Here is a 19,906-nt window from a genome sequence, read left to right as displayed (position 1 = left end):
ATGTCTTCCGCAGTCGCCTCCGTCAAGGATTTTGTTTCGAGCTTCATGCTCACCGAGCTGTTCAAGGGCATGGCCCTGACCGGCAAGTACATGTTCAGCCGCAAGATCACGGTTCAGTTTCCCGAAGAGAAAACTCCGCTGAGCCCGCGTTTCCGGGGACTGCACGCGTTGCGCCGTTATGAAAACGGCGAAGAGCGCTGCATTGCCTGCAAGCTTTGCGAGGCGATTTGCCCGGCACTGGCCATCACCATCGAATCTGACGTGCGGGACGACGGCAGCCGTCGCACCTCGCGCTACGACATCGATCTGACCAAATGCATTTTTTGCGGTTTCTGCGAGGAAGCCTGCCCGGTGGACGCAATTGTCGAGACCCACATCTTTGAATACCACGGTGAAAAACGTGGTGACCTGTATTTCACCAAAGAGATGCTGCTGGCCGTGGGCGACCGCTATGAGGCCGAAATTGCCGCCAACAGGGCGGCTGACGCCAAATACCGTTGAACCACCTCGCCACGCAAGCCGGCTCAAGAAAGAATCCACAACAACATGGACGCTAAAACAGGTCTTTTTTATGTCTTTGCCGCGGTGCTGCTGTTTGCGGCATTCCGGGTGATTACCGCGCGCAATCCGGTGCATGCAGCGCTGTACCTGGTGCTGGCATTTTTCCAGGCGGCCGCCGTCTGGATTTTGCTGAAGGCCGAGTTTCTGGCCATCACGCTGGTGCTTGTCTACGTCGGCGCCGTCATGGTGCTCTTTCTCTTCGTGGTCATGATGCTGGACATCAATCTTGACAGCGTGCGCAAGGGCTTCTGGAAGCATTTCCCGCTGGCCGGCTCGGTGGGTGCCATCATCGCGCTGGAGATGTCTTATGTGCTGATGGGGGGGTTCCGCGAGCCTCCCAAAGTGGCCACTGCACCGGGACAGATTGGCGCGCAGGTCTCCAACACCAAAGAGCTGGGAAAGCTCCTGTATTCGGAATACCTCTACCCGCTGGAAGTTGCGGCGGTGATCCTGCTGGTGGCCATGATTGCCGCCATTGCACTGACCTTGCGTGAACGCAAAGACTCCAAATACATCAATCCTTCCGATCAGGTCCGGGTCAAGCGGGGAGACCGGGTCAGCCTGGTCAAGATGAAGTCTGTGGTCGCCGCACCTGCTACTTTGGGTACGGCAACTCCCATCGAGGAAAAACAATCATGATGCTCACGCTGGGACATTTTCTTTCGCTGGGCGCCATGCTGTTTGCGCTGTCGGTCATCGGTATTTTTTTGAACCGAAAAAATCTGATTATTTTGCTCATGGCCATTGAGCTCATGCTGCTGGCGGTCAACATGAATTTTGTGGCGTTTTCCTACTACCTGAACGACATGGCCGGGCAGGTGTTTGTGTTTTTCATCCTGACCGTCGCCGCCGCCGAATCCGCCATCGGCCTGGCCATCCTGGTGCTGCTGTTCCGCAACAAGTCCAGCATCAACGTCGACGAACTCAACACGCTCCAGGGTTAAAACAATGAGCGCAACCCTTTCTGCATCAACATTGCTGGCCGTTCCGCTGGCACCGCTGGCCGGCGCCTTGCTGGCCGGTATTCTGGGCACCTCCTTTGGTGGCAACTGGATAGGCCGCCGCCTGTCCCACACCTTCACCATTCTGGGTGTGCTGGTGGCTTTCGTCATCTCGGCCATGACGCTCAAAAGCGTGGCGCTTGAGGGGGCTCGCTTCAATGAAACGCTCTACACCTGGATGGTGGTGGGCGGTCTGAAGATGGAAATCGGCTTCCTGGTCGATGGTCTGACGGCCATGATGATGTGCGTGGTGACTTTTGTCTCGCTCATGGTGCACATCTACACGATTGGCTACATGGAAGAGGACGACGGCTACAACCGCTTCTTTGCCTATATTTCGCTCTTCACTTTCTCCATGCTGATGCTGGTGATGAGCAACAACATGCTGCAGCTGTTCTTCGGCTGGGAAGCGGTGGGCCTGGTTTCCTACCTGCTGATCGGCTTCTGGTTCAACAAGCCGAGCGCCATTTTTGCCAACATGAAGGCCTTCATCGTCAACCGTGTGGGGGACTTCGGCTTCATCCTGGGTATTGGTCTCATTGCAGCCTACGCCGGTACGCTCAACTATGCCGAAGCCTTTGCCAAGGCGGACGAGCTGTCCAGACTGGTGTTCCCGGGAACCGGCTGGATGCTGATTACCGTGATCTGCATCTGCCTATTTATCGGCGCCATGGGCAAGTCGGCCCAGTTCCCACTGCATGTGTGGCTTCCCGATTCCATGGAAGGCCCGACCCCGATTTCCGCGCTGATTCATGCGGCCACCATGGTGACGGCCGGTATCTTCATGGTGGCGCGCATGTCACCGCTGTTTGAGCTCAGTGATACCGCACTCAGCTTCATCATGGTGATCGGAGCGATCACGGCACTGTTCATGGGCTTTCTCGGCATCATCCAGAACGACATCAAGCGCGTGGTGGCTTACTCCACCCTGTCGCAGCTGGGTTACATGACGGTGGCGCTGGGTGCTTCCGCCTACTCCGTGGCCGTGTTCCATCTGATGACGCACGCTTTCTTCAAGGCCCTGCTGTTTCTGGCAGCCGGCTCGGTGATCATCGGCCTGCACCACAACCAGGACATCCGCTGGATGGGCGGCGTGCGCAAGTACATGCCCATCACCTGGATCACCTCGCTGCTGGGATCGCTTGCGCTGATCGGCACACCGCTGTTCGCCGGCTTTTATTCCAAGGACAGCATTATTGAGGCCGTGCATGAAAGCCACCTGGCGGGCGCCGGTTTTGCACATTTCGCGGTGCTGGCCGGCGTGTTCGTGACGGCCTTCTATTCCTTCCGCATGTACTTCCTGGTGTTCCACGGCAAAGAGCGGTTTGACCAAAACCCCGATGGACATCACCATGACGCCAGCGAGGAGCCGGATCCGCACCACCATCGCGAAGAACATCAGCCACCGCACGAGTCGCCGTGGGTGGTCACGGTACCGCTGATTCTGCTGGCCATTCCGTCGGTGGTCATCGGCTTCATGACGATCCAGCCCATGCTGTTTGGCGAGTTCCTCAAGGACGCAATTTTCTTCAATGCCGAAAAGCATCCCGCGATGGAGGAGTTGGCCAAAGCCTTCCACGGCCCGGCGCAAATGGCGTTGCACGGCCTGATGACGGCACCGTTCTGGCTGGCGCTGTCGGGCGTGGTGCTGGCGTATTACATGTACCTGGTCAACCCCGCGCTGCCCGCGCGCATCAAGCGCGCGGTGCAACCCCTCTACACCTTGCTCGAGAACAAATACTACTTCGACTGGTTCAATGAGAACGTGCTGGCCCGCGCAACGCGTGCGATAGGTACGGGTCTGTGGCGGGGCGGCGACGAGGCGCTGATCGACGGCGCACTGGTCAACGGCTCGTGGAAGCTGGTGGGCTGGGTATCGGGTGTCGTGCGCCGTTTGCAATCGGGCTATATCTACCACTACGCCTTCGGCATGATTGTCGGCGTCTTTGTGTTGATGACGTATTTCGTCTGGCTCAATAAATAAAACATCAAGGAAGAACAAGAATGGGTTTGTTGAGCCTTGCCATCTGGATGCCGATTATTTTCGGTGTCGTGTTGCTGGCGCTGGGTCGTGACGAGCAGGCACGCAGTGTGCGCTGGATCGCGCTGATCGGTGCCGTGGTCAGTTTTCTGGTGACATTGCCCCTATATGACGGCTTTCAGCTGGGTACTTCGGCCATGCAGTTCGTCGAAAAAGGTCCCTGGATACAGCGCTTCAATGTCAATTACCACCTCGGCGTGGACGGCATCTCGCTGTGGTTTGTGCTGCTGACCGCTTTCATCAATGTGGTGGTCATCATTGCCGGCTGGGAAGTGATTACGACGCGTGTGAATCAGTACATGGCGGCCTTCCTGATTCTCAGCGGGCTCATGATTGGCGTGTTTACCGCGCTGGACGGCCTGTTGTTTTACGTGTTCTTCGAAGCCACGCTGATTCCGATGTACCTGATCATCGGTATCTGGGGTGGCCCGAACAAGATCTACGCCGCTTTCAAGTTTTTCCTGTACACGCTGATTGGCTCACTGTTGTTGCTGGTTGCGCTGATTTTTCTGTACAACAAGTCGGGCGGCAGTTTTGACATTCTCACGTGGCACAAGCTGCCGCTGGGCGGTACGGTGCAGACCCTGCTGTTCTTCGCCCTCTTTGCCGCGTTCGCGGTGAAGGTGCCGATGTGGCCCGTCCACACCTGGTTGCCCGACGTGCACGTCGAGGCCCCCACAGGCGGCTCGGCCGTGCTGGCTGCCATCATGCTCAAGCTGGGCGCATATGGTTTCCTGCGTTTTTCAATGCCGATCGCACCGGACGCCACCCACGAATGGGCCTGGCTGATGATTGGCTTGTCGCTGATTGCCGTGATTTATGTCGGGCTGGTAGCCCTGGTGCAGCAAGACATGAAAAAACTGGTGGCCTATTCGTCGGTGGCGCATATGGGTTTTGTCACTCTGGGTTTCTTCATCTTCAGTGACCTGGGTGTTTCAGGCGGTATCGTGCAGATGATCTCCCACGGTTTTGTGTCGGGCGCCATGTTCCTGTGCATCGGCGTGCTGTACGACCGCGTTCACTCGCGCGAGATCGCCAGCTACGGCGGCGTGGTCAACACCATGCCCAAGTTTGCAGCGTTTTCCTTGCTGTTTGCCATGGCCAACTGCGGCTTGCCGGGCACGGCCGGTTTTGTCGGCGAATGGATGGTCATTCTGGGCGCTGTCAAGTCCAACTTCTGGATGGGCGCCGCCGCCGCGACGGCACTGATTTTTGGTGCCGCCTACACGCTGTGGATGTTCAAGCGTGTCTACCTCGGGCCGGTCGCCAACGATGACGTCAAGGCCCTGACCGATATCAACAGCCGTGAATTTTTGACGCTTGCCTTGCTGGCGATCGCCGTGCTGTACATGGGTATTTATCCCAAACCGTTTACCGACGTGATGGACACCTCGGTGGCGGACCTGCTCAAGCATGTGGCCGTATCGAAACTGAACTAGGCAAAGAATTCAGATGATTGACAAACTCTCCTGGATCACGGTTTATCCTGAAATCGTCCTCGTGGTCATGGCCTGCGTGATTGCGCTACTGGATCTCGGGGTGAAAACCCCGCGCCGCACCGTTACCTATGTACTGACCTTGCTGACCCTGGCCGTGGTCGCTGCCATGGAAGCTTTCTATGCGCTGGGCGGTCAGACTTTTTACGGCTTTGGCAACATGGTGGTCAGCGACCCGATGGGCGGCTGGCTCAAGTGTTTTGCCAGCATCAGCCTGATGGTCACGCTGGTCTACAGCCGGCCTTATGCCGCCGATCGCGACATGTTGCGCGGTGGCGAGCTGTTCACGCTGGGCCTGTTTGCCTTGCTGGGCATGTTCGTGATGATCTCGGGTCATAACTTCCTCGTGATCTACATGGGCCTGGAGCTGATGACGCTGTCCAGTTACGCCCTGGTCGCCTTGCGCCGTGACAATGCCACCGCCACGGAAGCTGCCATGAAGTACTTTGTGCTGGGTGCGCTGGCGTCCGGCTTTCTGTTGTACGGCCTGTCGATGCTGTATGGCGCGACCGGCTCGCTGGACCTCAATGAGGTCTTCAATGCCATCGCCAGCCGGCAGGTGAAGCACCAGGTGCTGGTGTTTGGCCTGGTATTCATCGTGGCTGGCCTGGCGTTCAAACTCGGCGCCGTGCCTTTCCATATGTGGTTGCCCGACGTCTACCACGGCGCGCCGACTGCTATCACCCTGCTGATTGGCGGTGCGCCGCAGCTGGCGGCCTTTGCAATCTGCATTCGCCTTCTGGTGGAAGGTCTGTTGCCCCTGGCGATTGACTGGCAGCAGATGCTGGCGTTGCTGGCCATCGGCTCGCTGCTCATTGGAAACCTGGCTGCCGTGGCGCAATCCAACCTCAAGCGCATGCTGGCGTTCTCAACGATTTCGCAGATGGGGTTCCTTCTGCTCGGCCTGCTGTCCGGCGTGGTCAACGGCAACCAGATGAATACCGAAACGGCCTACAGTGCGGCAATGTTCTATGCGGTGACCTATGTGCTCACCACGCTGGGCGCTTTCGGCATCATCCTGTTGCTGGCCCGTGCCGGGCATGAGTCTGAAGAAATCACCGACCTCGCCGGCCTCAACCAGCGCAGCCCGCTGTATGCCGGGGTCATGGCAATTGCCATGTTCTCGCTGGCCGGGCTGCCGCCGCTGGTCGGGTTTTATGCCAAGCTGGCGGTGCTGCAAGCGCTGATTTCATCGCAGCTGACCAGCTATCTGTTGCTGGCCATTTTTGCGGTGATGATGTCGCTGATCGGCGCGTTCTACTACCTGCGTGTGGTCAAGGTGATGTACTTTGATGCGCCCGAGAGCCACAATGCGCAGCCGATCTCGGCGCCGGCAGACGCCAAGGCCGTGCTGGCTGTCAATGGCGCGCTCATTCTGATCCTGGGCATTGTCCCCGGTGGCCTGATGACCTTGTGCGCACAGTCCGTCAGCAGCATCGTCAAGTCGCTGGGAAGCTAGGCCTTCCCTCATGAGCCAGACCGTTTCAGTCTGGGTGGTTGTGTTGCTGGCTTTGCTGTTGGCCAATCTGCCCTTCGTCAGCAACCGCCTTTTCGGGGTGTTTGCGCTCAAGACACCCAAAAATCTGGCGGTGCGATTGCTGGAACTGCTGGTCTGGTACCTGATCACGGGCGGTGTGGGTCTTTTTCTGGAGCAACGCGCCGGTCAAATCGCGCCGCAGGGCTGGGAGTTTTATGCCATCACGGGCACACTCTTCATTACCTTTGCATTTCCCGGTTTCACCTGGCGTTACCTGTTCAGGCATCGCTCATGAATCGCTCATGAGCCTGCTGTCGCAGGCAAGGAAAGCAGCATGGACTCCAGCAAATTGAGCGAAGTGAGTAAATTGAGCGAATTCAGCCATCTGACCGAGACGCCAGTCGGCTCCGAAGACATCCTCAAGGGGAATTTTCTTCATGTCCGCCGCGATACCGTCCGACTGCCTGATGGCACCCACACTGAGCGCGAGTACGTTATCCACCCTGGCGCTGTGATGATCGTGGCGCAACTCGATGATGGCCGGCTGGTGCTGGAGCGCCAATACCGTTATCCGATGGGCTCCGTCATGATTGAGTTTCCTGCCGGCAAGCTGGATGCCGGCGAGGCATCGCTGGCGTGTGCGCAGCGTGAGCTGCTGGAGGAGACCGGCTATACCGCGCGGCAGTGGGCGCGAGCCGGTGTGCTGCACCCGGTGATTTCCTACTCTACCGAATTCATTGACATCTGGTTTGCCCGCGACCTCACGCTGGGAAGCCGGCAACTGGACAGCGGCGAATTCCTCGAAGTGTTCACCGCGACGCCGGCCGAACTGTTGGCCTGGTGCGGCAATGGGCGGGTGACCGATGCAAAGACCCTCACCGGCGCCTTGTGGTTGCAAAACGTGCTGTCGGGGCTATGGGCATTGGACTGGCAAACCACCGCGCCGTAGCGACCTTGCGATAATCCGCTCATGAAAGTCCTGAATCTCCAGTGTGCGCACCAGCATTCCTTTGAAGGCTGGTTTGCGTCTGAGGACGATTTTCAGACGCAACTGGCGCGTGGATTGGTTGAATGCCCGATGTGTGCCGACAAGGGCATTCACAAGCTGCCCAGCGCACCACGGCTCAATCTCGGCGGGCACCCGGCCCCGGCCGCAGTGGGCCAGGGGCCGCAGGAGGCACAATCCACCGCGCCTGCTCCGCGCGTCCGGGAAGGCGCTGCAGCATCTCGCGGGGACGCCCTGACCAGTGTGGTGGCCGGTGCAAGCCCTGCCGAACAGGCCGCCTTCCTCAAAGCGTTGCGCCATGTAGTGGCTCATACCGAGGACGTTGGTGAACGCTTTGCCGACGAAGCAAGGCGCATGCACTACGGCGAGGCCGAGGCACGCAGCATTCGCGGCCAGGCCAGCGCGCGCGAAGCCGTGGAGCTGGTGGAAGAGGGCATTGATGTCATGCCCTTGCCACTGCCCCTGGCCGTCAAGGAAACCCTGCAGTGAAATTGGCCCCCACGGTCGCTCACTTCGTGTAGCTCCCTGCCCCCCGAGGGGGCCGCTGCGCCTGCGGTCTGGCAAAGCCAGTCCCGCGGCCCCTGCTGGTGAAGAGGGAGTCGCCCACGGTCGCTCACTTTGTGTAGCTCCAGCCCCTCGGGGGCCGCTGCGCCTGCGGCCCGGCTGAGCCGGTTCCGCGGCCCTTGCTTAAAGTGTCGAGCCGCCAAAGTCGTTCATTGCACTCAGCTCTTTGGCGCGATGGGCTCCTCTTGACTCAGCGACTCAGGGGTACAGACCGCGCAGCTGGCGGGTATGCAGGATGCGTTTGCAGGCCACGATAAACGTCGCGGTACGCAGCGTTACCTTGTGGTCCTGCGCGACTTGCCAGACACCTGCGAAAGCCTCTTTCATGATGCGGACCAGGCGTGCGTTGATCTCGCCCTCGTCCCAGAAAAAGCTGGAAAAGTCCTGCACCCATTCAAAATAACTGACGGTCACGCCACCGGCGTTGGCAATCACGTCGGGCAGCACCAGTACATTGCGTTCCTGAAGGATGTCGTCGGCTTCGGGCGTGGTCGGGCCGTTGGCGCCTTCGATGATCATGCGTGCCTTGATGCGGCCGGCGTTGGCGGCCGTGATCTGCTCTTCCAGCGCAGCCGGAATCATGATGTCGCAGTCGACTTCCCAGAACAGATCATTGGCAATCACTTCCGCGTTCGGGAAGCCTCCCACGCTGCCGGTTTCGGCCACATGCCTGATCAGGGCTGGCACGTCCAGACCGGCTTCGCGGTAAATCGTGCCGCCATGATCCTGGACGGCCACGACACGCGCCCCCATTTCATGGAACAGCCTGCCGGCGACGCCGCCCACGTTGCCGAAGCCCTGCACCGCGACCCGCGATTTGCTGACGTCCAGGTCGATGTGCTTGGCCGCTTCCATACCCACCGTGAACACGCCGCGGCCGGTGGCATCGCGGCGCCCCAGTGAGCCCCCCAGATCGACCGGCTTGCCGGTGACCACCCCGGTTGACGTGGAGCCCGTGTTCATCGAGTAGGTGTCCATCATCCACGCCATGACCTGCTCGTTGGTATTCACATCGGGCGCCGGAATGTCCTTGGTGGGGCCGATGATGATGCCGATCTCGCTGGTGTAGCGCCGTGTGATACGCTCCAGCTCGCCCAGCGAGACGGTTTTGGGATCGACGCGTATGCCGCCCTTGGCGCCGCCGAAAGGCACGTTCACCGCCGCGTTCTTGATGGACATCCAGGCCGACAGCGCCATCACTTCCGACAGTGTCACATCCTGGTGGAAGCGCACGCCGCCCTTGCCGGGACCACGCGACACGTTGTGCTGCACCCGGTAGCCCTCAAAGTGCGCAATGGTGCCGTCGTCCATGTTGATGGGCACATCGACAACCAGGATGCGCTTGGGCCGCTTGAGCGTTTCTGCCCACCGACCCAGGCTGCCCAGGTGCGGTATCACGCGATCCACCTGCTGTAGGTAGTTGCCCCAGGGCCCGAGCTTGTCGGCCTGCAGGTAAGAAGGAAGCGAATGGGTGCCTGGTGCGGCGCTTGCGCTGGGGGTGGATGCTCGTGACATGCAAAATCTCCTTGTGGAACAGTCAGGTCGCCAAGCTTAGAAGCCGCGAGTCAAACTGTCCAAGGCATTGTTCGGTCATCGTCATGCAAAAAATGCATAGATGCGATTTTGCGATTCCCGGGCCTGGACAGGCTGCCCAGCCCAGCTCAGACGTTGAACTGCAGCGCCGCCAGCCGTGCATACACGCCGCCACGGTTCACCAGTTCGGCATGCGTTCCTTGCTCGACCAGCCGGCCGTGGTCGAGCACGACGATGCGGTCGGCCTGCTGCACCGTGGCCAGGCGGTGGGCAATCACCAGCGTCGTCCGCCCCTTCATGGCCGACTCCAGTGCGGCCTGCACCATGCGCTCGCTTTCCGCATCCAGTGCGCTGGTGGCTTCATCCAGCAGCAGCAGCGGCGAATTCTTCAGCATGGCCCGCGCAATCGCAATGCGCTGGCGCTGCCCGCCCGACAGCCGCACGCCGCGCTCGCCCAAAAAGGTGTCGTAGCCTTCCGGCAGCGCGCTGATGAATTCATGCGCAAAGGCCGCGCGCGCCGCCGCCCTGGTTTCCTCATCGCTGGCGCCGGGCTTGCCATAGCGGATGTTCTCCAGCGCGCTGGTGGAGAAAATCACCGCGTCCTGCGGCACGATGCCGATGCGCTGGCGCAGGTCCTGCAGTGCCATGTCAGACGTTGCAACACCGTCCAGTTCAATGCGGCCCGAGGCCGGGTCATAAAAGCGCAGCAGCAGCTGGAACACGGTACTTTTGCCGGCGCCGCTGGGCCCCACAATGGCCACGGTCTGGCCGGGCGCCACGCTCAGAGTGAGCTCACTCAAGGCCGCCTGCGCCGGGCGCGACGGGTAATGAAACGTCACGGCTTCAAATTTAATGGCGCTGCCTGAGCGTATCTCGGGGGGCGCGGCTGGTTTCGACGGTGAAACAACCGGCGAGCGGGATGCCAGCAGCTCCATCAGGCGCTCGGTCGCACCGGCCGCGCGCAGCAGGTCCCCATAGACCTCGCCCAGCACCGCCGAGGCGCTGGCCAGGATGATCACATAGACCACGGTCTGGCCCAGGTGGCCGGCGCTGATGTCGCCGCGCATCACCGCCTGGGTGCCCTGGTACAGGCCCCAGAGCAGGGCCGCCGACGTGGCAATGATGATGAACGCCACCAGCACCGAGCGTGCCCTGGTGCGCCGTATGGCGGTGTTGAAGGCGTTGGTGGTGGACAGGTCGAAACGCGCGGCCTCCCGTGACTCGGCGGTATAGCTCTGCACCACGGGAATGGCATTCAGCACCTCCGCTGCGATCGCGCTGGAGTCGGCTACCCGGTCCTGGCTGGCACGCGAGAGTTTGCGCACGCGCCGCCCGAACCACACCGAGGGCGCCACGATCAGCAGCAGGACGCCAAGCACCTGAACCATCAGGTAGGGGTTGGTGTAGACCAGCATGCCCAGCGCGCCGACACCCATCACGGCGTTGCGCAAACCCATGCTCAGCGACGAGCCCACCACGGTCTGCACCAGTGTCGTGTCGCCGGTCAGGCGCGACAGCACCTCGCCGGTTTGCGTGGTTTCAAAGAATTCGGGGCTTTGCCGCACCACATGCGAGTACACCGCATTGCGCAGGTCGGCCGTGACCCGTTCGCCGAGCCAGCTGACCATGTAAAAGCGGCCTGCAGAAAAAAGCCCCAGCGCGGCGGCAACGGCAAACAACTCGAAAAAGTGGGTGCGCAGCGCCATCAGTTGGGAGCCCTTGTCCGTCACGTTCAGGCCGCCATCGATGAGGCTGCGCAGCGCCAGCGGAAAGACCAGCGTGGCCACGGCCGCCATGACGAGAAAAAACAGCGCCAGCGCAATCCGGCCGCGGTAAGGGCGCAGAAAGGGCACGAGGCCCGACAGGGAGCGGGGCGAGCCCTTGGTTGCAGCGGAACGGGTCATCGATGAGGAGGAGGTAGCCATCCTGCAAGTCTAGCCGTTAAAGATGCCATCGCAAACACAGCCTTGACAATATTTGCTTAGGCATGTATTATTTGCCCATGGCTTCAAAAAGCAAATCAACCGACAACTCAAACCCATTCGTCGACGCGCTTTCGTGCCCGCTGGTGGAGTTTTACCGTGCCGAAGGCTACAAGCCGGACGACAGCGTCGGCTACCTGATGCGCCGCATCATTGCCTTGATTGCCCAGGGCGTGGAGCGCGAACTTGAGCCCAAGGGCCTGACCAACGCGCAGTGGGTGCCGCTGCTCAAGCTCTACATGGGCCGGGCTTCGACGGTGGCCGAACTGGCGCGCACGTGCGAGCTGGATGCCGGCTCCATGACGCGCCTGCTGGACCGGCTGGAGGCCAAGCAGCTATGCCGCCGGGTTCGCTCCTCGGACGACCGGCGGGTGGTCAATCTGGAGTTGACAGACGCGGGCCGCACCGCTGCCCAGGAAATCCCCGCCATCCTCAGCCGCGTCCAGAACGCTCATCTTGCCGGCTTCTCGGTCGAGGAATGGCAAACCCTCAAAAGCTATTTGCGCCGCATTCTTGACAACGCGCAAACCATTCAAGCCTCGGTGGAAAAAAATGAGAAGTGAAACAAACGCCCCTTCACCTTCAATAACCGGCCCGGTGACTGCGCCCGAGGGCAGGTCAAAGCGTTTGCCGCTCTGGCATGCGTCCGTGCGCATGGCCCTGGTGACGGCGGCCGGCCTGGTGGCCGCGAGCCTGATGGCCACGGGCCTCACCGGCTGCGCCGACATGTCCGGCATCGCGCCGCAGTCCAGCCTGCGCGATGCGCCTTCGCTGGGCCTGAACGCCGATGCGGCAGCAGGGCAGACAGGCGTCGCCGCCGAGTGGTGGCGCGACTTTGGCGACGAGCAACTCAATGGCCTGATTGCCCAGGCGCTGCAAAGCAGCCCCAGCCTGAAGCTTGCACAGGCCCGCCTGGCACGGGCCCAGGCCGTGATGGAAGTGGCGGATGCCGCCACCTTGCCGCAGCTCAATGGCCAGATCGACCTGACACGCCAGCGCTACACCGCCAACGGCGCGGTGCCCCCACCGCTGGCGGGCGCCATCCGCGACAGCGGCACGGTTCAGCTCAACGCCAGCTGGGAACTTGATTTCTTTGGAAAAAACCGCGCCGCACTGGATGCCGCCCTGGGCAGCGCCCATGCGGCCGAGGCCGACGCACAGGCCGCGCGCGTGCTGCTTGCCAGCAATGTAGCCCGCAGCTACTTTCAGCTGGCTCGCCTCCACGAGCAGGCCTTTGTTGCGCGCCGCACGCTGGCGCAGCGGGAAGAAACCCTCAAGCTGGTGCAGGACCGCGTCGCTGCCGGGCTCGACACCCGGCTCGAGCTGCGCCAGAGCGAGGGCGGCCTGCCGGAGGCGCGCCTGCAACTGGAGACGGTGAAGGAGCAGATCGCCCTGACGCGCAACGCGCTGGCGGCCCTGGTTGGGCAAACCGGCAGCGCCCTGGCCCAGAATCCAACCGCACTGGCAGCTATTAAAACTGTAGCATTGGCGCCGACCATTCCGGCAGACCTGCTAGGCCGCCGGGCCGACATTGCCGCCGCGCGCTGGCGTGTCGAAGCCGCGTCCAAAGACGTGGTGAATGCGAAGACACAGTTCTATCCCAATATCAACCTCGTTGCCTTTGCCGGTTTTTCCAGCATTGGCCTGGGCCGTCTGCTTGACGCCGGCAGCCAGCAGTGGGGCGTAGGCCCGGCGCTGCGCCTGCCGATTTTTGATGCGGGCCGGTTGCGCGCCAACCTGCGCGGCAAGACCGCCGACCTTGATGCCGCCGTCGAAAGCTACAACGCCGCCGTGATTGATGCGGTGCGTGACGTGGCCGACCAGGTGGCCTCATCGCAGGCCATTGGCCGTCAGCAGGCCGAGCAGCGTTCCGCGCAGGAGGCCGCAGAGGGCGCTTATGAAATTGCCGTGCAGCGTTACCAGGCTGGCCTGGGCAACTACCTCAATGTGCTGACGGCCGAAACCAGCGTGCTGACCCAGCGCCGCCTGGCGGTTGACCTGGCCGCCCGCGCGCTGGACACGCAGGTGGCGCTGATGCGCGCACTGGGTGGCGGTTACACGCCAACGTCAGTAATCGCTACCCGAGCGCTATAAAACCCGTAGCTTCTTTCGTCCGTGTTTGTTGGGCCAGAGGCCTGGTTGACCTAGTTGACCTAATAGACCTAATTGACTTAATTGATCAGGAACATCATGACAACTCCAGAATCCTCGCCATCCGCAGCTTCTTCTGACGCACCCTTGCAACCGGCCGCCGGCAACCCCCGGCGCAAGAAAGCGCTGACCGCGCTGGCCAGCGTGGTGCTGGTCGCCGGCCTGGGCTGGGCCGCCTACGAGTACCTCGTGGCCAGCCATTACGAGTCGACCGACAACGCCTACGTGCAAGGCAACGTGATCCAGATCACGCCGCAGATCGGCGGCACCGTCATGGCCATCATGGCCGACGACACCGACTTCGTGAAGGCCGGCCAGACGCTGGTGCAGCTCGATCCGGCCGACGCCAAAGTGGCACTCGACCAGGCCGAAGCCGCGCTGGCCCAGGCGGTGCGCCAGGTGCGCACGCTCTACGCCAACAACGGCACGCTGGCCGCCCAGATTGCGCTGCGTGACGCCGACGTGGCCCGGGCCCGCAGCGATATTGCCCGCGCCACCGATGACCTCAACCGCCGCCAGTCGCTCACCGGCAACGGCGCCGTGTCGAAAGAAGAACTCAACCACGCGCAGACGCAGCTGGCCAACGCCAAAAGCGCGCTGGCAGCAGCGCAAGCCGGCGTGGTGGCCGCGCGCGAGCAGCTCACCAGCAACCAGGCCTTGACCGAGGGGACCAGCATCGAGCAGCACCCCAGCGTGCAGGTGGCCGCCGCCAAGGTGCGCGAGGCCTACCTCGCCACACAGCGCGCCGGCCTGCTCGCTCCGGTGGACGGCTACGTGGCCAAGCGCACAGTGCAGCTCGGCCAGCGCGTGGCGGCCGGCACGCCCATGATGTCCATCATTCCGCTCAACCAGGTCTGGGTGGATGCCAACTTCAAGGAAGTGCAATTGCGGAATATCCGCATCGGCCAGCCGGTGACGCTGGTGGCCGACCTGTATGGCAAAAAAATCCAATACAAAGGCACGGTAGCGGGGCTGGGTGTCGGCACGGGCGCGGCCTTTTCGCTGCTGCCGGCGCAAAACGCCACCGGCAACTGGATCAAGGTGGTGCAGCGCGTGCCGGTGCGCATTGCGCTCGACGCCAGGCAACTGGCCGACAACCCGCTGCGGGTGGGTTTGTCGATGGACGCGGAAGTCGACGTCAGCCACAAGGATGGCAAAACGCTGGCCGACGCGCCGCGCGATGCGGCCCAGGCGCACACGCAGACCTATGGCAGGCAGGACGACGCCGCCAATGCGGATGTGCGGCGCGTGATTGCGGCCAACAGCGGCAAGGCGCTCAAACCGGCCAAGGCCGCCGCCGTCGGCACGTCGGCCCAACCACCGGGCGATGCCCCCACGGCGGATCAGATCGGCAGCGAAGCGCAGGGCCTGCCATTCACGCAGGCGCTGTCGGTTGCCAGCAGCCGCGCGGCGCAGCGGCAGGCGCACTAAGCCCCGTTCGAGCCCCGTTCCCCTGTTATTTCCCGCAGCTCCGCACGGCGCGCAACCTCCACGGCCTGCCTTGTCCTGCTCCTGCTGCTTACTCATTGGGTTTTCATGGCTTCAGCACCTGCCCCTGCCTACATCCAGCCGCCGCCGCTGACGGGCTCTGCCCGCCTGTGGGGCACGCTGGCGCTGTCGGCCGCCACCTTCATGAACGTGCTCGACACGTCGATTGCCAACGTCTCCCTGCCGGCCATTGCCGGCGACCTGGGCGTGAGTCCCAACCAGGGCACCTGGGTCATCACCAGCTTTGGCGTGGCCAACGCGATCGCCGTGCCGCTCACCGGCTGGCTGTCGCAGCGGTTCGGCCAGGTGCGCCTGTTCACGGCCAGCGTCATGCTGTTTGTGCTCACGTCATGGCTGTGCGGCCTGGCCCCCAACATGACCACGCTGATCTTCTTTCGTGTCCTGCAGGGGCTGGTGGCGGGCCCGATGATTCCGTTGTCGCAGTCACTGCTGCTGTCGAGCTACCCCAAGGCGCTGGCGGGGCTGGCCATGGCGCTCTGGTCCATGACCACGCTGGTCGCGCCTGTCATGGGGCCGCTGCTGGGCGGCTGGATCACCGACAACATTTCCTGGCCCTGGATTTTTTACATCAACATTCCCGTGGGCTTTGGCGCGGCCTTCATCACCTGGAGCATCTTCAGGAAGCGCGAAAGCGTGACCCGCAAGCTGCCGATCGACTCGGTCGGCCTGGCGCTGCTGGTGATCTGGGTGGGTGCGCTGCAGATCATGCTCGACAAGGGCAAGGAGCTCGACTGGTTTCACTCCGGTGAAGTGGTGGCCCTGGGCATTGTTTCGCTGGTGGGCCTGATTGCCTTCGTCATCTGGGAACTCACCGAAGAGCATCCGGTGGTTGACCTGACGCTGTTCAAGCGGCGCAACTTCTGGGCAGGCGCGGTGGCGCTGTCGGTGGGGTACGGCCTCTTTTTTGGCAACGTGGTGCTGCTCCCGCTGTGGCTGCAGCAGTACATGGGCTACACCGCCACACAGGCTGGCATGGTGATGGCGCCGGTGGGGGCCATGGCTCTGCTGCTGTCACCGCTGGTCGGCAAAAACATCGCCAGGGTGGACCCGCGCCGCTTCGCGGCTTTTGCCTTCGTGGTCTTCGCGCTGGTGCTGTGGATGCGTTCCAACTTCAACACCCAGGCTGATTTCAACACCATCCTGATACCCACCATCATCCAGGGTGTGGCCATGGCTTTCTTCTTCATCCCGCTGGTCACCATCACGCTGTCGGGCATCTCGCCCGAGAAGATTCCGGCGGCTTCGGGCCTGTCGAACTTCGTGCGCATCACGGCGGGCTCCTTCGGCACCTCAATCGCCACCACGATCTGGCAAGACCGCGCGGCCATGCACCATGCCCAGATCAGCGAATACGTCAACCAGGGCAGCACCGCTACCAACAGTGCACTGACGGGCCTGGCCGGGGCCGGGCTGACGCCCGACCAGGCGCTGGGCACCATCAATCGCCTGGTGGACCAGCAGGCCTACATGCTGGCGGCGAATGATGTGTTCTATGTGTCCGCGCTGATTTTCCTGTTGCTGATTCCGCTGGTGTATTTGACGCGGCACGCCAAGGCCGGGGCAGGGAGTTCGGATGCTGCGGCGGGGGCGCATTGAGGAACGACATGGGCCAACGGCCACTTTTTTCAGGCTTCCCCGGCCTTCCCGACATTTCCCGTTTTTGAAGGCCGGGCCGCCTGCTGGTTGCCCACGGCGCCTTTGGCGGCCTGCCGCAGGCCGGCCAGGGCGGGTTCCAGCACTGCCATGTCTGCGTCTGCCGCATAAACGGCGTAAGCCGGGTACAGGAATTCGGGCGCCCCGGGCACCCGGTGCAGTCGTCCTTCCTTCAGGTGGCTACGCACGACGTTTTGCCGGAAATAGCCCGCCCCGCCGACGGTAAGCAGGTAGCCCAGTCCCAGCGGCCCCAGGCTGGACGACACGCCGACGCTCGAAAGCCCGGGAAAGGCCAGGCTGTGCTGCGCGGCAAACTCGCTGCCCCAGTCCACGTACACATAGTCGGCCGCCTGCGGCGCCTGGGCGCCGGGGGTCGTCGTGACCAGCACCAGCTTTTCCTCGATCAGCAGCTCGATCCGCAGGCCGGGCCGCTGCCGCGGTGCATAGGCGATGACGATGTCCAGCGTACCGTTGGCTACGCGCTCCAGCAAATCCTCCGCGACGCCGACCTCTGCGCGCAGCGCGAGATCCGGCGCGCTGTCGCGCATCCCGAGCAGCCAGTCGAGCATCAGCGGATCCCATAGGCTGATTTCACAGCCCACCGTGACCAGCGCGCGGCGCCCCGGCGGCACCGCCATCTGCTGGCGGGCCCGCTCCCAGACCTGCACCATCGTCATGGCATGGCGAACGAACTGCTCACCGGCCGACGTCAGCGATGCCCCGGCGCGGTTTCTCACGAAGAGCGTGCGCCCCAGCAGCTCCTCCAGCGTTTTCACCCGCGCGCTGATCGCGGTCTGGGTGACATGCAGGCGTTCGGCGGCCTGGGCAAAGCTGTGGCAGGAGACGATCTCGAGGAAAGTGCGGGCGAGGTTGATATCCACAGAGGGGCTCCAGCGCCGGGAAATGGCTATATAAAGCAAATTTTATGCATTGAAAAGCAATATAAGTCATCTTATTTTTTAATGGTAAACCCTATAATTGCGATGTGGCCCCTGTCCGGCAACGCCCCGTTGCCCTCATGCCCACCAGAAAGGAACTTCCATGAACCGTACCGTACTTTTCGCCAGCAATGCCTCGGTCGACCATGCGCCTCTGGGCCAGCCGTCGGCTTCCTTGCTCGTCCACAAGGTCGTGCAACTGATCAATAAGGGCCTGCTTGTTGCATTGGCGCCACGCCAGCGCGATGCCAGCCAGGCCCATCCCTGGCTGTCTGACCGTATCCAGCGCAACATGGGCGCCCGCGCTCGCCGCCTGATGCGCGCAGATTACTGAACGTTTTCCGCCGTTTCTGACCGCGCATGGTGCCGCTGGCCGGCCTTTGCGCACCTTCCTGCCTTCCTTCCCGTTGTAGCTCAAGTGCCGGTGACGGTGTTCGGGCCGGACTCAGGCCGCCTGCGAACGCATCTTGGCGATGCGCGCCGGAATGGGAATAATGCTCGTGATGACCCTCCCCGAGGCGTCATGAACGCGGCTCTTTGAGCCGTTTGTCTTCCCCGACCAGTTTGTGCGGAGGTAGCCATGAGCAAGACAATTGTGCGGACCGACGAGGCGCCAGCCCCTGTAGGCCCTTATTCGCAGGGGTTAGTTCTTGATGGCTGGATCTGGACATCCGGCCAGGTCGCACTGGATCCTTCAACCGGGAAAATCGTTGGGCAGGATGCGGCGACGCAGGCAGACCGCGCTTTAAGCAACATCGAGGCCATTCTGAAGGCCGGCGGGTCCAGTCTCGGGCAAGTCGTCCGTGCCACGGTGTATTTGACGAACATGGACGACTTTGCCGCAGTGAATGCGGTCTATGCCCGGTACTTTCCGAGTGCATTTCCTGCCCGGTCATGTGTTGAAGTGTCCCGTTTGCCGCTGGGCGCGCTGGTGGAGATCGACGTCATAGCCAGAGTCACCGCCTGACCCGTTTTCTGTTTTCTGGCATGCTCCACGCAGTCGGGCGCGGCATTCGATTCTTTTTTCCGGCGACGGTGCTTCCTGCGCTGGTGCGACATGAAGCTGCTGCGACATGAAGCAAGCGCAAAACGTGGCACAGATGTGGCGCAGGTTTCACCTATACGGTCAAATTCCGCAGGTTTTGCGGCAGGCATTGCGGCAGGCCGCAGAAAATCACTCCGTGTTGAAGTATCGAATCCTGCAACTGCCCACTCTCGCCCTCACCCTCGGCCTCGCCGTTGTCCTGCAAGGCTGTGTGTATGTACCCCGAACGACGCAGGTCTTCGACCCCGAGTGCCAGAGGGTGTCCAACCACATGGTCCTGCAGGAGGTCCAGGTGGCGGCCATCCATAGCTGCGCCAACGAAGCTTGCATCGCCCTCGTTGTTGGCGCCGGCATCTTCACTGCAGCCTCGGTGGTGGTTTCCGGGCCCATCGTTGTCGCAGGTAATGTTGCCTACTGGTTCGAAAACAAGGCCCAATGCCAAAGGGCTCAACCCTGATTCGGTGCAACAGCTCGAATCGTCCCCGACTGAGCGGGCATGCCGCGGGAGGGACGTGCCCGATTGTCGATGAGCGCTGAGTAGCACTGAGCCAGTATCAGGTACAGCATTCAACGCAACGGTGTATCAACCCGTGGGCAGCCACGCTGGACAGCCAACCCGGTTTGCCGCACGATGTATGGCCTTCTTTCGGGAGAAAAATCATGTCTGCCTACCTCATTGCCGACACCCACATCACCAACCCTCAGATCTACGACGAATACAAGCGACAAGTGGCGCCTTTGGTTGCAAAGTTTGGCGGGAGGTTTCTGGTGCGCGGCGGTCACCACGAACTTCTCGAGGGGAATCTTCCGGTGCAGCGCCTCGTGGTGATCGAGTTCCCGAGCATGCAGGTATTGAAGGCCTGGTATCACTCGCCGGAGTACGCGCCCCTGCTCGCCATGCGTCAACCGGCAGCAACCGATCATCTCATTGCCGTTGAAGGCTGCTAGC

20 protein-coding genes are annotated in these 19,906 nt (G+C 61.9%); 17 read left to right on the top strand and 3 right to left on the bottom strand.

The window, feature by feature from the left end:
* From nuoI to AC1DUR_RS08835, 9 genes are read left to right on the top strand one after another with little or no spacing between them, the layout of a single operon-like run.
* A complete protein-coding gene (gene nuoI / locus AC1DUR_RS08875; RefSeq protein ID WP_477718534.1) occupies positions 1 to 501 on the top strand; it encodes an NADH-quinone oxidoreductase subunit NuoI in 501 nt (166 codons plus the stop codon).
* Between the two features lie 45 nt (positions 502 to 546).
* Positions 547 to 1,200, top strand: a complete 654-nt coding sequence (locus AC1DUR_RS08870; protein WP_477718533.1) for an NADH-quinone oxidoreductase subunit J — start codon at positions 547 to 549, stop codon at positions 1,198 to 1,200.
* Positions 1,197 to 1,505 (top strand): NADH-quinone oxidoreductase subunit NuoK, encoded by a 309-nt coding sequence (gene nuoK / locus AC1DUR_RS08865; protein ID WP_011484155.1) that lies wholly within the window; start codon positions 1,197 to 1,199, stop codon positions 1,503 to 1,505. Before AC1DUR_RS08870 ends, nuoK begins: the two co-directional genes overlap by 4 nt.
* Positions 1,506 to 1,509: 4 nt before the next feature.
* A complete protein-coding gene (gene nuoL, locus AC1DUR_RS08860; protein WP_477718532.1) occupies positions 1,510 to 3,546 on the top strand; it encodes an NADH-quinone oxidoreductase subunit L in 2,037 nt (678 codons plus the stop codon).
* A 20-nt stretch (positions 3,547 to 3,566) separates the two neighbouring features.
* On the top strand, positions 3,567 to 5,042 hold the full coding sequence (locus tag AC1DUR_RS08855) for an NADH-quinone oxidoreductase subunit M (protein WP_477718531.1): 1,476 nt from the start codon (positions 3,567 to 3,569) through the stop codon (positions 5,040 to 5,042).
* Positions 5,043 to 5,055: 13 nt separating this feature from the next.
* Complete coding sequence (nuoN, locus tag AC1DUR_RS08850; RefSeq protein ID WP_477718530.1) at positions 5,056 to 6,558, top strand: NADH-quinone oxidoreductase subunit NuoN; 1,503 nt, start codon at positions 5,056 to 5,058, stop codon at positions 6,556 to 6,558.
* Between the two features lie 10 nt (positions 6,559 to 6,568).
* Positions 6,569 to 6,871: a DUF2818 family protein gene (locus AC1DUR_RS08845; protein ID WP_477718529.1), complete on the top strand. Its 303-nt coding sequence runs from the start codon at positions 6,569 to 6,571 to the stop codon at positions 6,869 to 6,871.
* A gap of 39 nt (positions 6,872 to 6,910) precedes the next feature.
* Positions 6,911 to 7,525: an NUDIX domain-containing protein gene (locus tag AC1DUR_RS08840; RefSeq protein WP_477718528.1), complete on the top strand. Its 615-nt coding sequence runs from the start codon at positions 6,911 to 6,913 to the stop codon at positions 7,523 to 7,525.
* Positions 7,526 to 7,546: 21 nt separating this feature from the next.
* A complete protein-coding gene (locus tag AC1DUR_RS08835) occupies positions 7,547 to 8,071 on the top strand; it encodes a DUF1178 family protein (protein WP_477718527.1) in 525 nt (174 codons plus the stop codon).
* A 273-nt stretch (positions 8,072 to 8,344) separates the two neighbouring features.
* Here AC1DUR_RS08835 and AC1DUR_RS08830 read toward each other — a convergent pair whose 3' ends face one another.
* Complete coding sequence (locus tag AC1DUR_RS08830; protein ID WP_477718526.1) at positions 8,345 to 9,661, bottom strand: Glu/Leu/Phe/Val family dehydrogenase; 1,317 nt, start codon at positions 9,659 to 9,661, stop codon at positions 8,345 to 8,347.
* A 146-nt stretch (positions 9,662 to 9,807) separates the two neighbouring features.
* Complete coding sequence (locus AC1DUR_RS08825) at positions 9,808 to 11,604, bottom strand: ABC transporter transmembrane domain-containing protein (protein WP_477718525.1); 1,797 nt, start codon at positions 11,602 to 11,604, stop codon at positions 9,808 to 9,810.
* 77 nt (positions 11,605 to 11,681) lie between these two features.
* Here AC1DUR_RS08825 and AC1DUR_RS08820 point away from each other — a divergent pair, with 77 nt between their 5' ends.
* The 4 genes from AC1DUR_RS08820 to AC1DUR_RS08805 all read left to right on the top strand — a co-directional run bounded on the left by AC1DUR_RS08820 (position 11,682) and on the right by AC1DUR_RS08805 (position 16,917).
* A complete protein-coding gene (locus tag AC1DUR_RS08820) occupies positions 11,682 to 12,224 on the top strand; it encodes a MarR family winged helix-turn-helix transcriptional regulator (RefSeq protein WP_477718524.1) in 543 nt (180 codons plus the stop codon).
* Between the two features lie 91 nt (positions 12,225 to 12,315).
* Positions 12,316 to 13,755 (top strand): efflux transporter outer membrane subunit, encoded by a 1,440-nt coding sequence (locus tag AC1DUR_RS08815; RefSeq protein ID WP_477718627.1) that lies wholly within the window; start codon positions 12,316 to 12,318, stop codon positions 13,753 to 13,755.
* 96 nt (positions 13,756 to 13,851) lie between these two features.
* Positions 13,852 to 15,243 carry an EmrA/EmrK family multidrug efflux transporter periplasmic adaptor subunit gene (locus tag AC1DUR_RS08810; RefSeq protein ID WP_477718523.1) on the top strand — a complete coding sequence of 464 codons (1,392 nt, stop codon included), beginning with the start codon at positions 13,852 to 13,854 and terminating at the stop codon, positions 15,241 to 15,243.
* Positions 15,244 to 15,348: 105 nt separating this feature from the next.
* A complete protein-coding gene (locus AC1DUR_RS08805; RefSeq protein WP_477718522.1) occupies positions 15,349 to 16,917 on the top strand; it encodes a DHA2 family efflux MFS transporter permease subunit in 1,569 nt (522 codons plus the stop codon).
* Positions 16,918 to 16,946: 29 nt separating this feature from the next.
* On the opposite strand, the gene AC1DUR_RS08800 is transcribed toward AC1DUR_RS08805, so the two are convergent.
* Positions 16,947 to 17,855: a LysR family transcriptional regulator gene (locus tag AC1DUR_RS08800; protein WP_477718521.1), complete on the bottom strand. Its 909-nt coding sequence runs from the start codon at positions 17,853 to 17,855 to the stop codon at positions 16,947 to 16,949.
* Positions 17,856 to 18,015: 160 nt separating this feature from the next.
* Between AC1DUR_RS08800 and AC1DUR_RS08795 the strand changes: the two genes are divergently transcribed.
* The 4 genes from AC1DUR_RS08795 (at position 18,016) to AC1DUR_RS08780 (ending at position 19,905) form a co-directional block, all read left to right on the top strand.
* Positions 18,016 to 18,246, top strand: coding sequence for a hypothetical protein (locus tag AC1DUR_RS08795; protein ID WP_477718520.1), 231 nt, complete (start codon positions 18,016 to 18,018; stop codon positions 18,244 to 18,246).
* A gap of 246 nt (positions 18,247 to 18,492) precedes the next feature.
* Positions 18,493 to 18,879: a RidA family protein gene (locus AC1DUR_RS08790; protein WP_477718519.1), complete on the top strand. Its 387-nt coding sequence runs from the start codon at positions 18,493 to 18,495 to the stop codon at positions 18,877 to 18,879.
* A gap of 106 nt (positions 18,880 to 18,985) precedes the next feature.
* On the top strand, positions 18,986 to 19,414 hold the full coding sequence (locus tag AC1DUR_RS08785) for a hypothetical protein (protein WP_477718518.1): 429 nt from the start codon (positions 18,986 to 18,988) through the stop codon (positions 19,412 to 19,414).
* Between the two features lie 203 nt (positions 19,415 to 19,617).
* Positions 19,618 to 19,905, top strand: coding sequence for a DUF1330 domain-containing protein (locus tag AC1DUR_RS08780; protein WP_477718517.1), 288 nt, complete (start codon positions 19,618 to 19,620; stop codon positions 19,903 to 19,905).
* Position 19,906: the final 1 nt, after the last annotated feature.

It is taken from the genome of Polaromonas sp. P4_F4 (genome assembly GCF_056401355.1).
Note: the sequence above shows the minus strand (reverse complement) of the source record. Positions and strands in the feature narration are given on the sequence as shown.

Coding starts and splice junctions, on each gene's coding strand:
- AC1DUR_RS08790 (WP_477718519.1), top strand. CDS start 18,493: ATGAGCAAGACAATTGTGCGGACCGACGAGGCGCCAGCCCCTGTAGGC.
- AC1DUR_RS08870 (WP_477718533.1), top strand. CDS start 547: ATGGACGCTAAAACAGGTCTTTTTTATGTCTTTGCCGCGGTGCTGCTG.
- AC1DUR_RS08815 (WP_477718627.1), top strand. CDS start 12,316: ATGGCCCTGGTGACGGCGGCCGGCCTGGTGGCCGCGAGCCTGATGGCC.
- AC1DUR_RS08805 (WP_477718522.1), top strand. CDS start 15,349: ATGGCTTCAGCACCTGCCCCTGCCTACATCCAGCCGCCGCCGCTGACG.
- nuoK (WP_011484155.1), top strand. CDS start 1,197: ATGATGCTCACGCTGGGACATTTTCTTTCGCTGGGCGCCATGCTGTTT.
- AC1DUR_RS08785 (WP_477718518.1), top strand. CDS start 18,986: ATGAAGCAAGCGCAAAACGTGGCACAGATGTGGCGCAGGTTTCACCTA.
- nuoL (WP_477718532.1), top strand. CDS start 1,510: ATGAGCGCAACCCTTTCTGCATCAACATTGCTGGCCGTTCCGCTGGCA.
- AC1DUR_RS08820 (WP_477718524.1), top strand. CDS start 11,682: ATGGCTTCAAAAAGCAAATCAACCGACAACTCAAACCCATTCGTCGAC.
- AC1DUR_RS08810 (WP_477718523.1), top strand. CDS start 13,852: ATGACAACTCCAGAATCCTCGCCATCCGCAGCTTCTTCTGACGCACCC.
- AC1DUR_RS08825 (WP_477718525.1), bottom strand. CDS start 11,604: ATGGCTACCTCCTCCTCATCGATGACCCGTTCCGCTGCAACCAAGGGC.
- AC1DUR_RS08855 (WP_477718531.1), top strand. CDS start 3,567: ATGGGTTTGTTGAGCCTTGCCATCTGGATGCCGATTATTTTCGGTGTC.
- AC1DUR_RS08795 (WP_477718520.1), top strand. CDS start 18,016: ATGAACCGTACCGTACTTTTCGCCAGCAATGCCTCGGTCGACCATGCG.
- AC1DUR_RS08780 (WP_477718517.1), top strand. CDS start 19,618: ATGTCTGCCTACCTCATTGCCGACACCCACATCACCAACCCTCAGATC.
- nuoI (WP_477718534.1), top strand. CDS start 1: ATGTCTTCCGCAGTCGCCTCCGTCAAGGATTTTGTTTCGAGCTTCATG.
- nuoN (WP_477718530.1), top strand. CDS start 5,056: ATGATTGACAAACTCTCCTGGATCACGGTTTATCCTGAAATCGTCCTC.
- AC1DUR_RS08840 (WP_477718528.1), top strand. CDS start 6,911: ATGGACTCCAGCAAATTGAGCGAAGTGAGTAAATTGAGCGAATTCAGC.
- AC1DUR_RS08835 (WP_477718527.1), top strand. CDS start 7,547: ATGAAAGTCCTGAATCTCCAGTGTGCGCACCAGCATTCCTTTGAAGGC.
- AC1DUR_RS08830 (WP_477718526.1), bottom strand. CDS start 9,661: ATGTCACGAGCATCCACCCCCAGCGCAAGCGCCGCACCAGGCACCCAT.
- AC1DUR_RS08845 (WP_477718529.1), top strand. CDS start 6,569: ATGAGCCAGACCGTTTCAGTCTGGGTGGTTGTGTTGCTGGCTTTGCTG.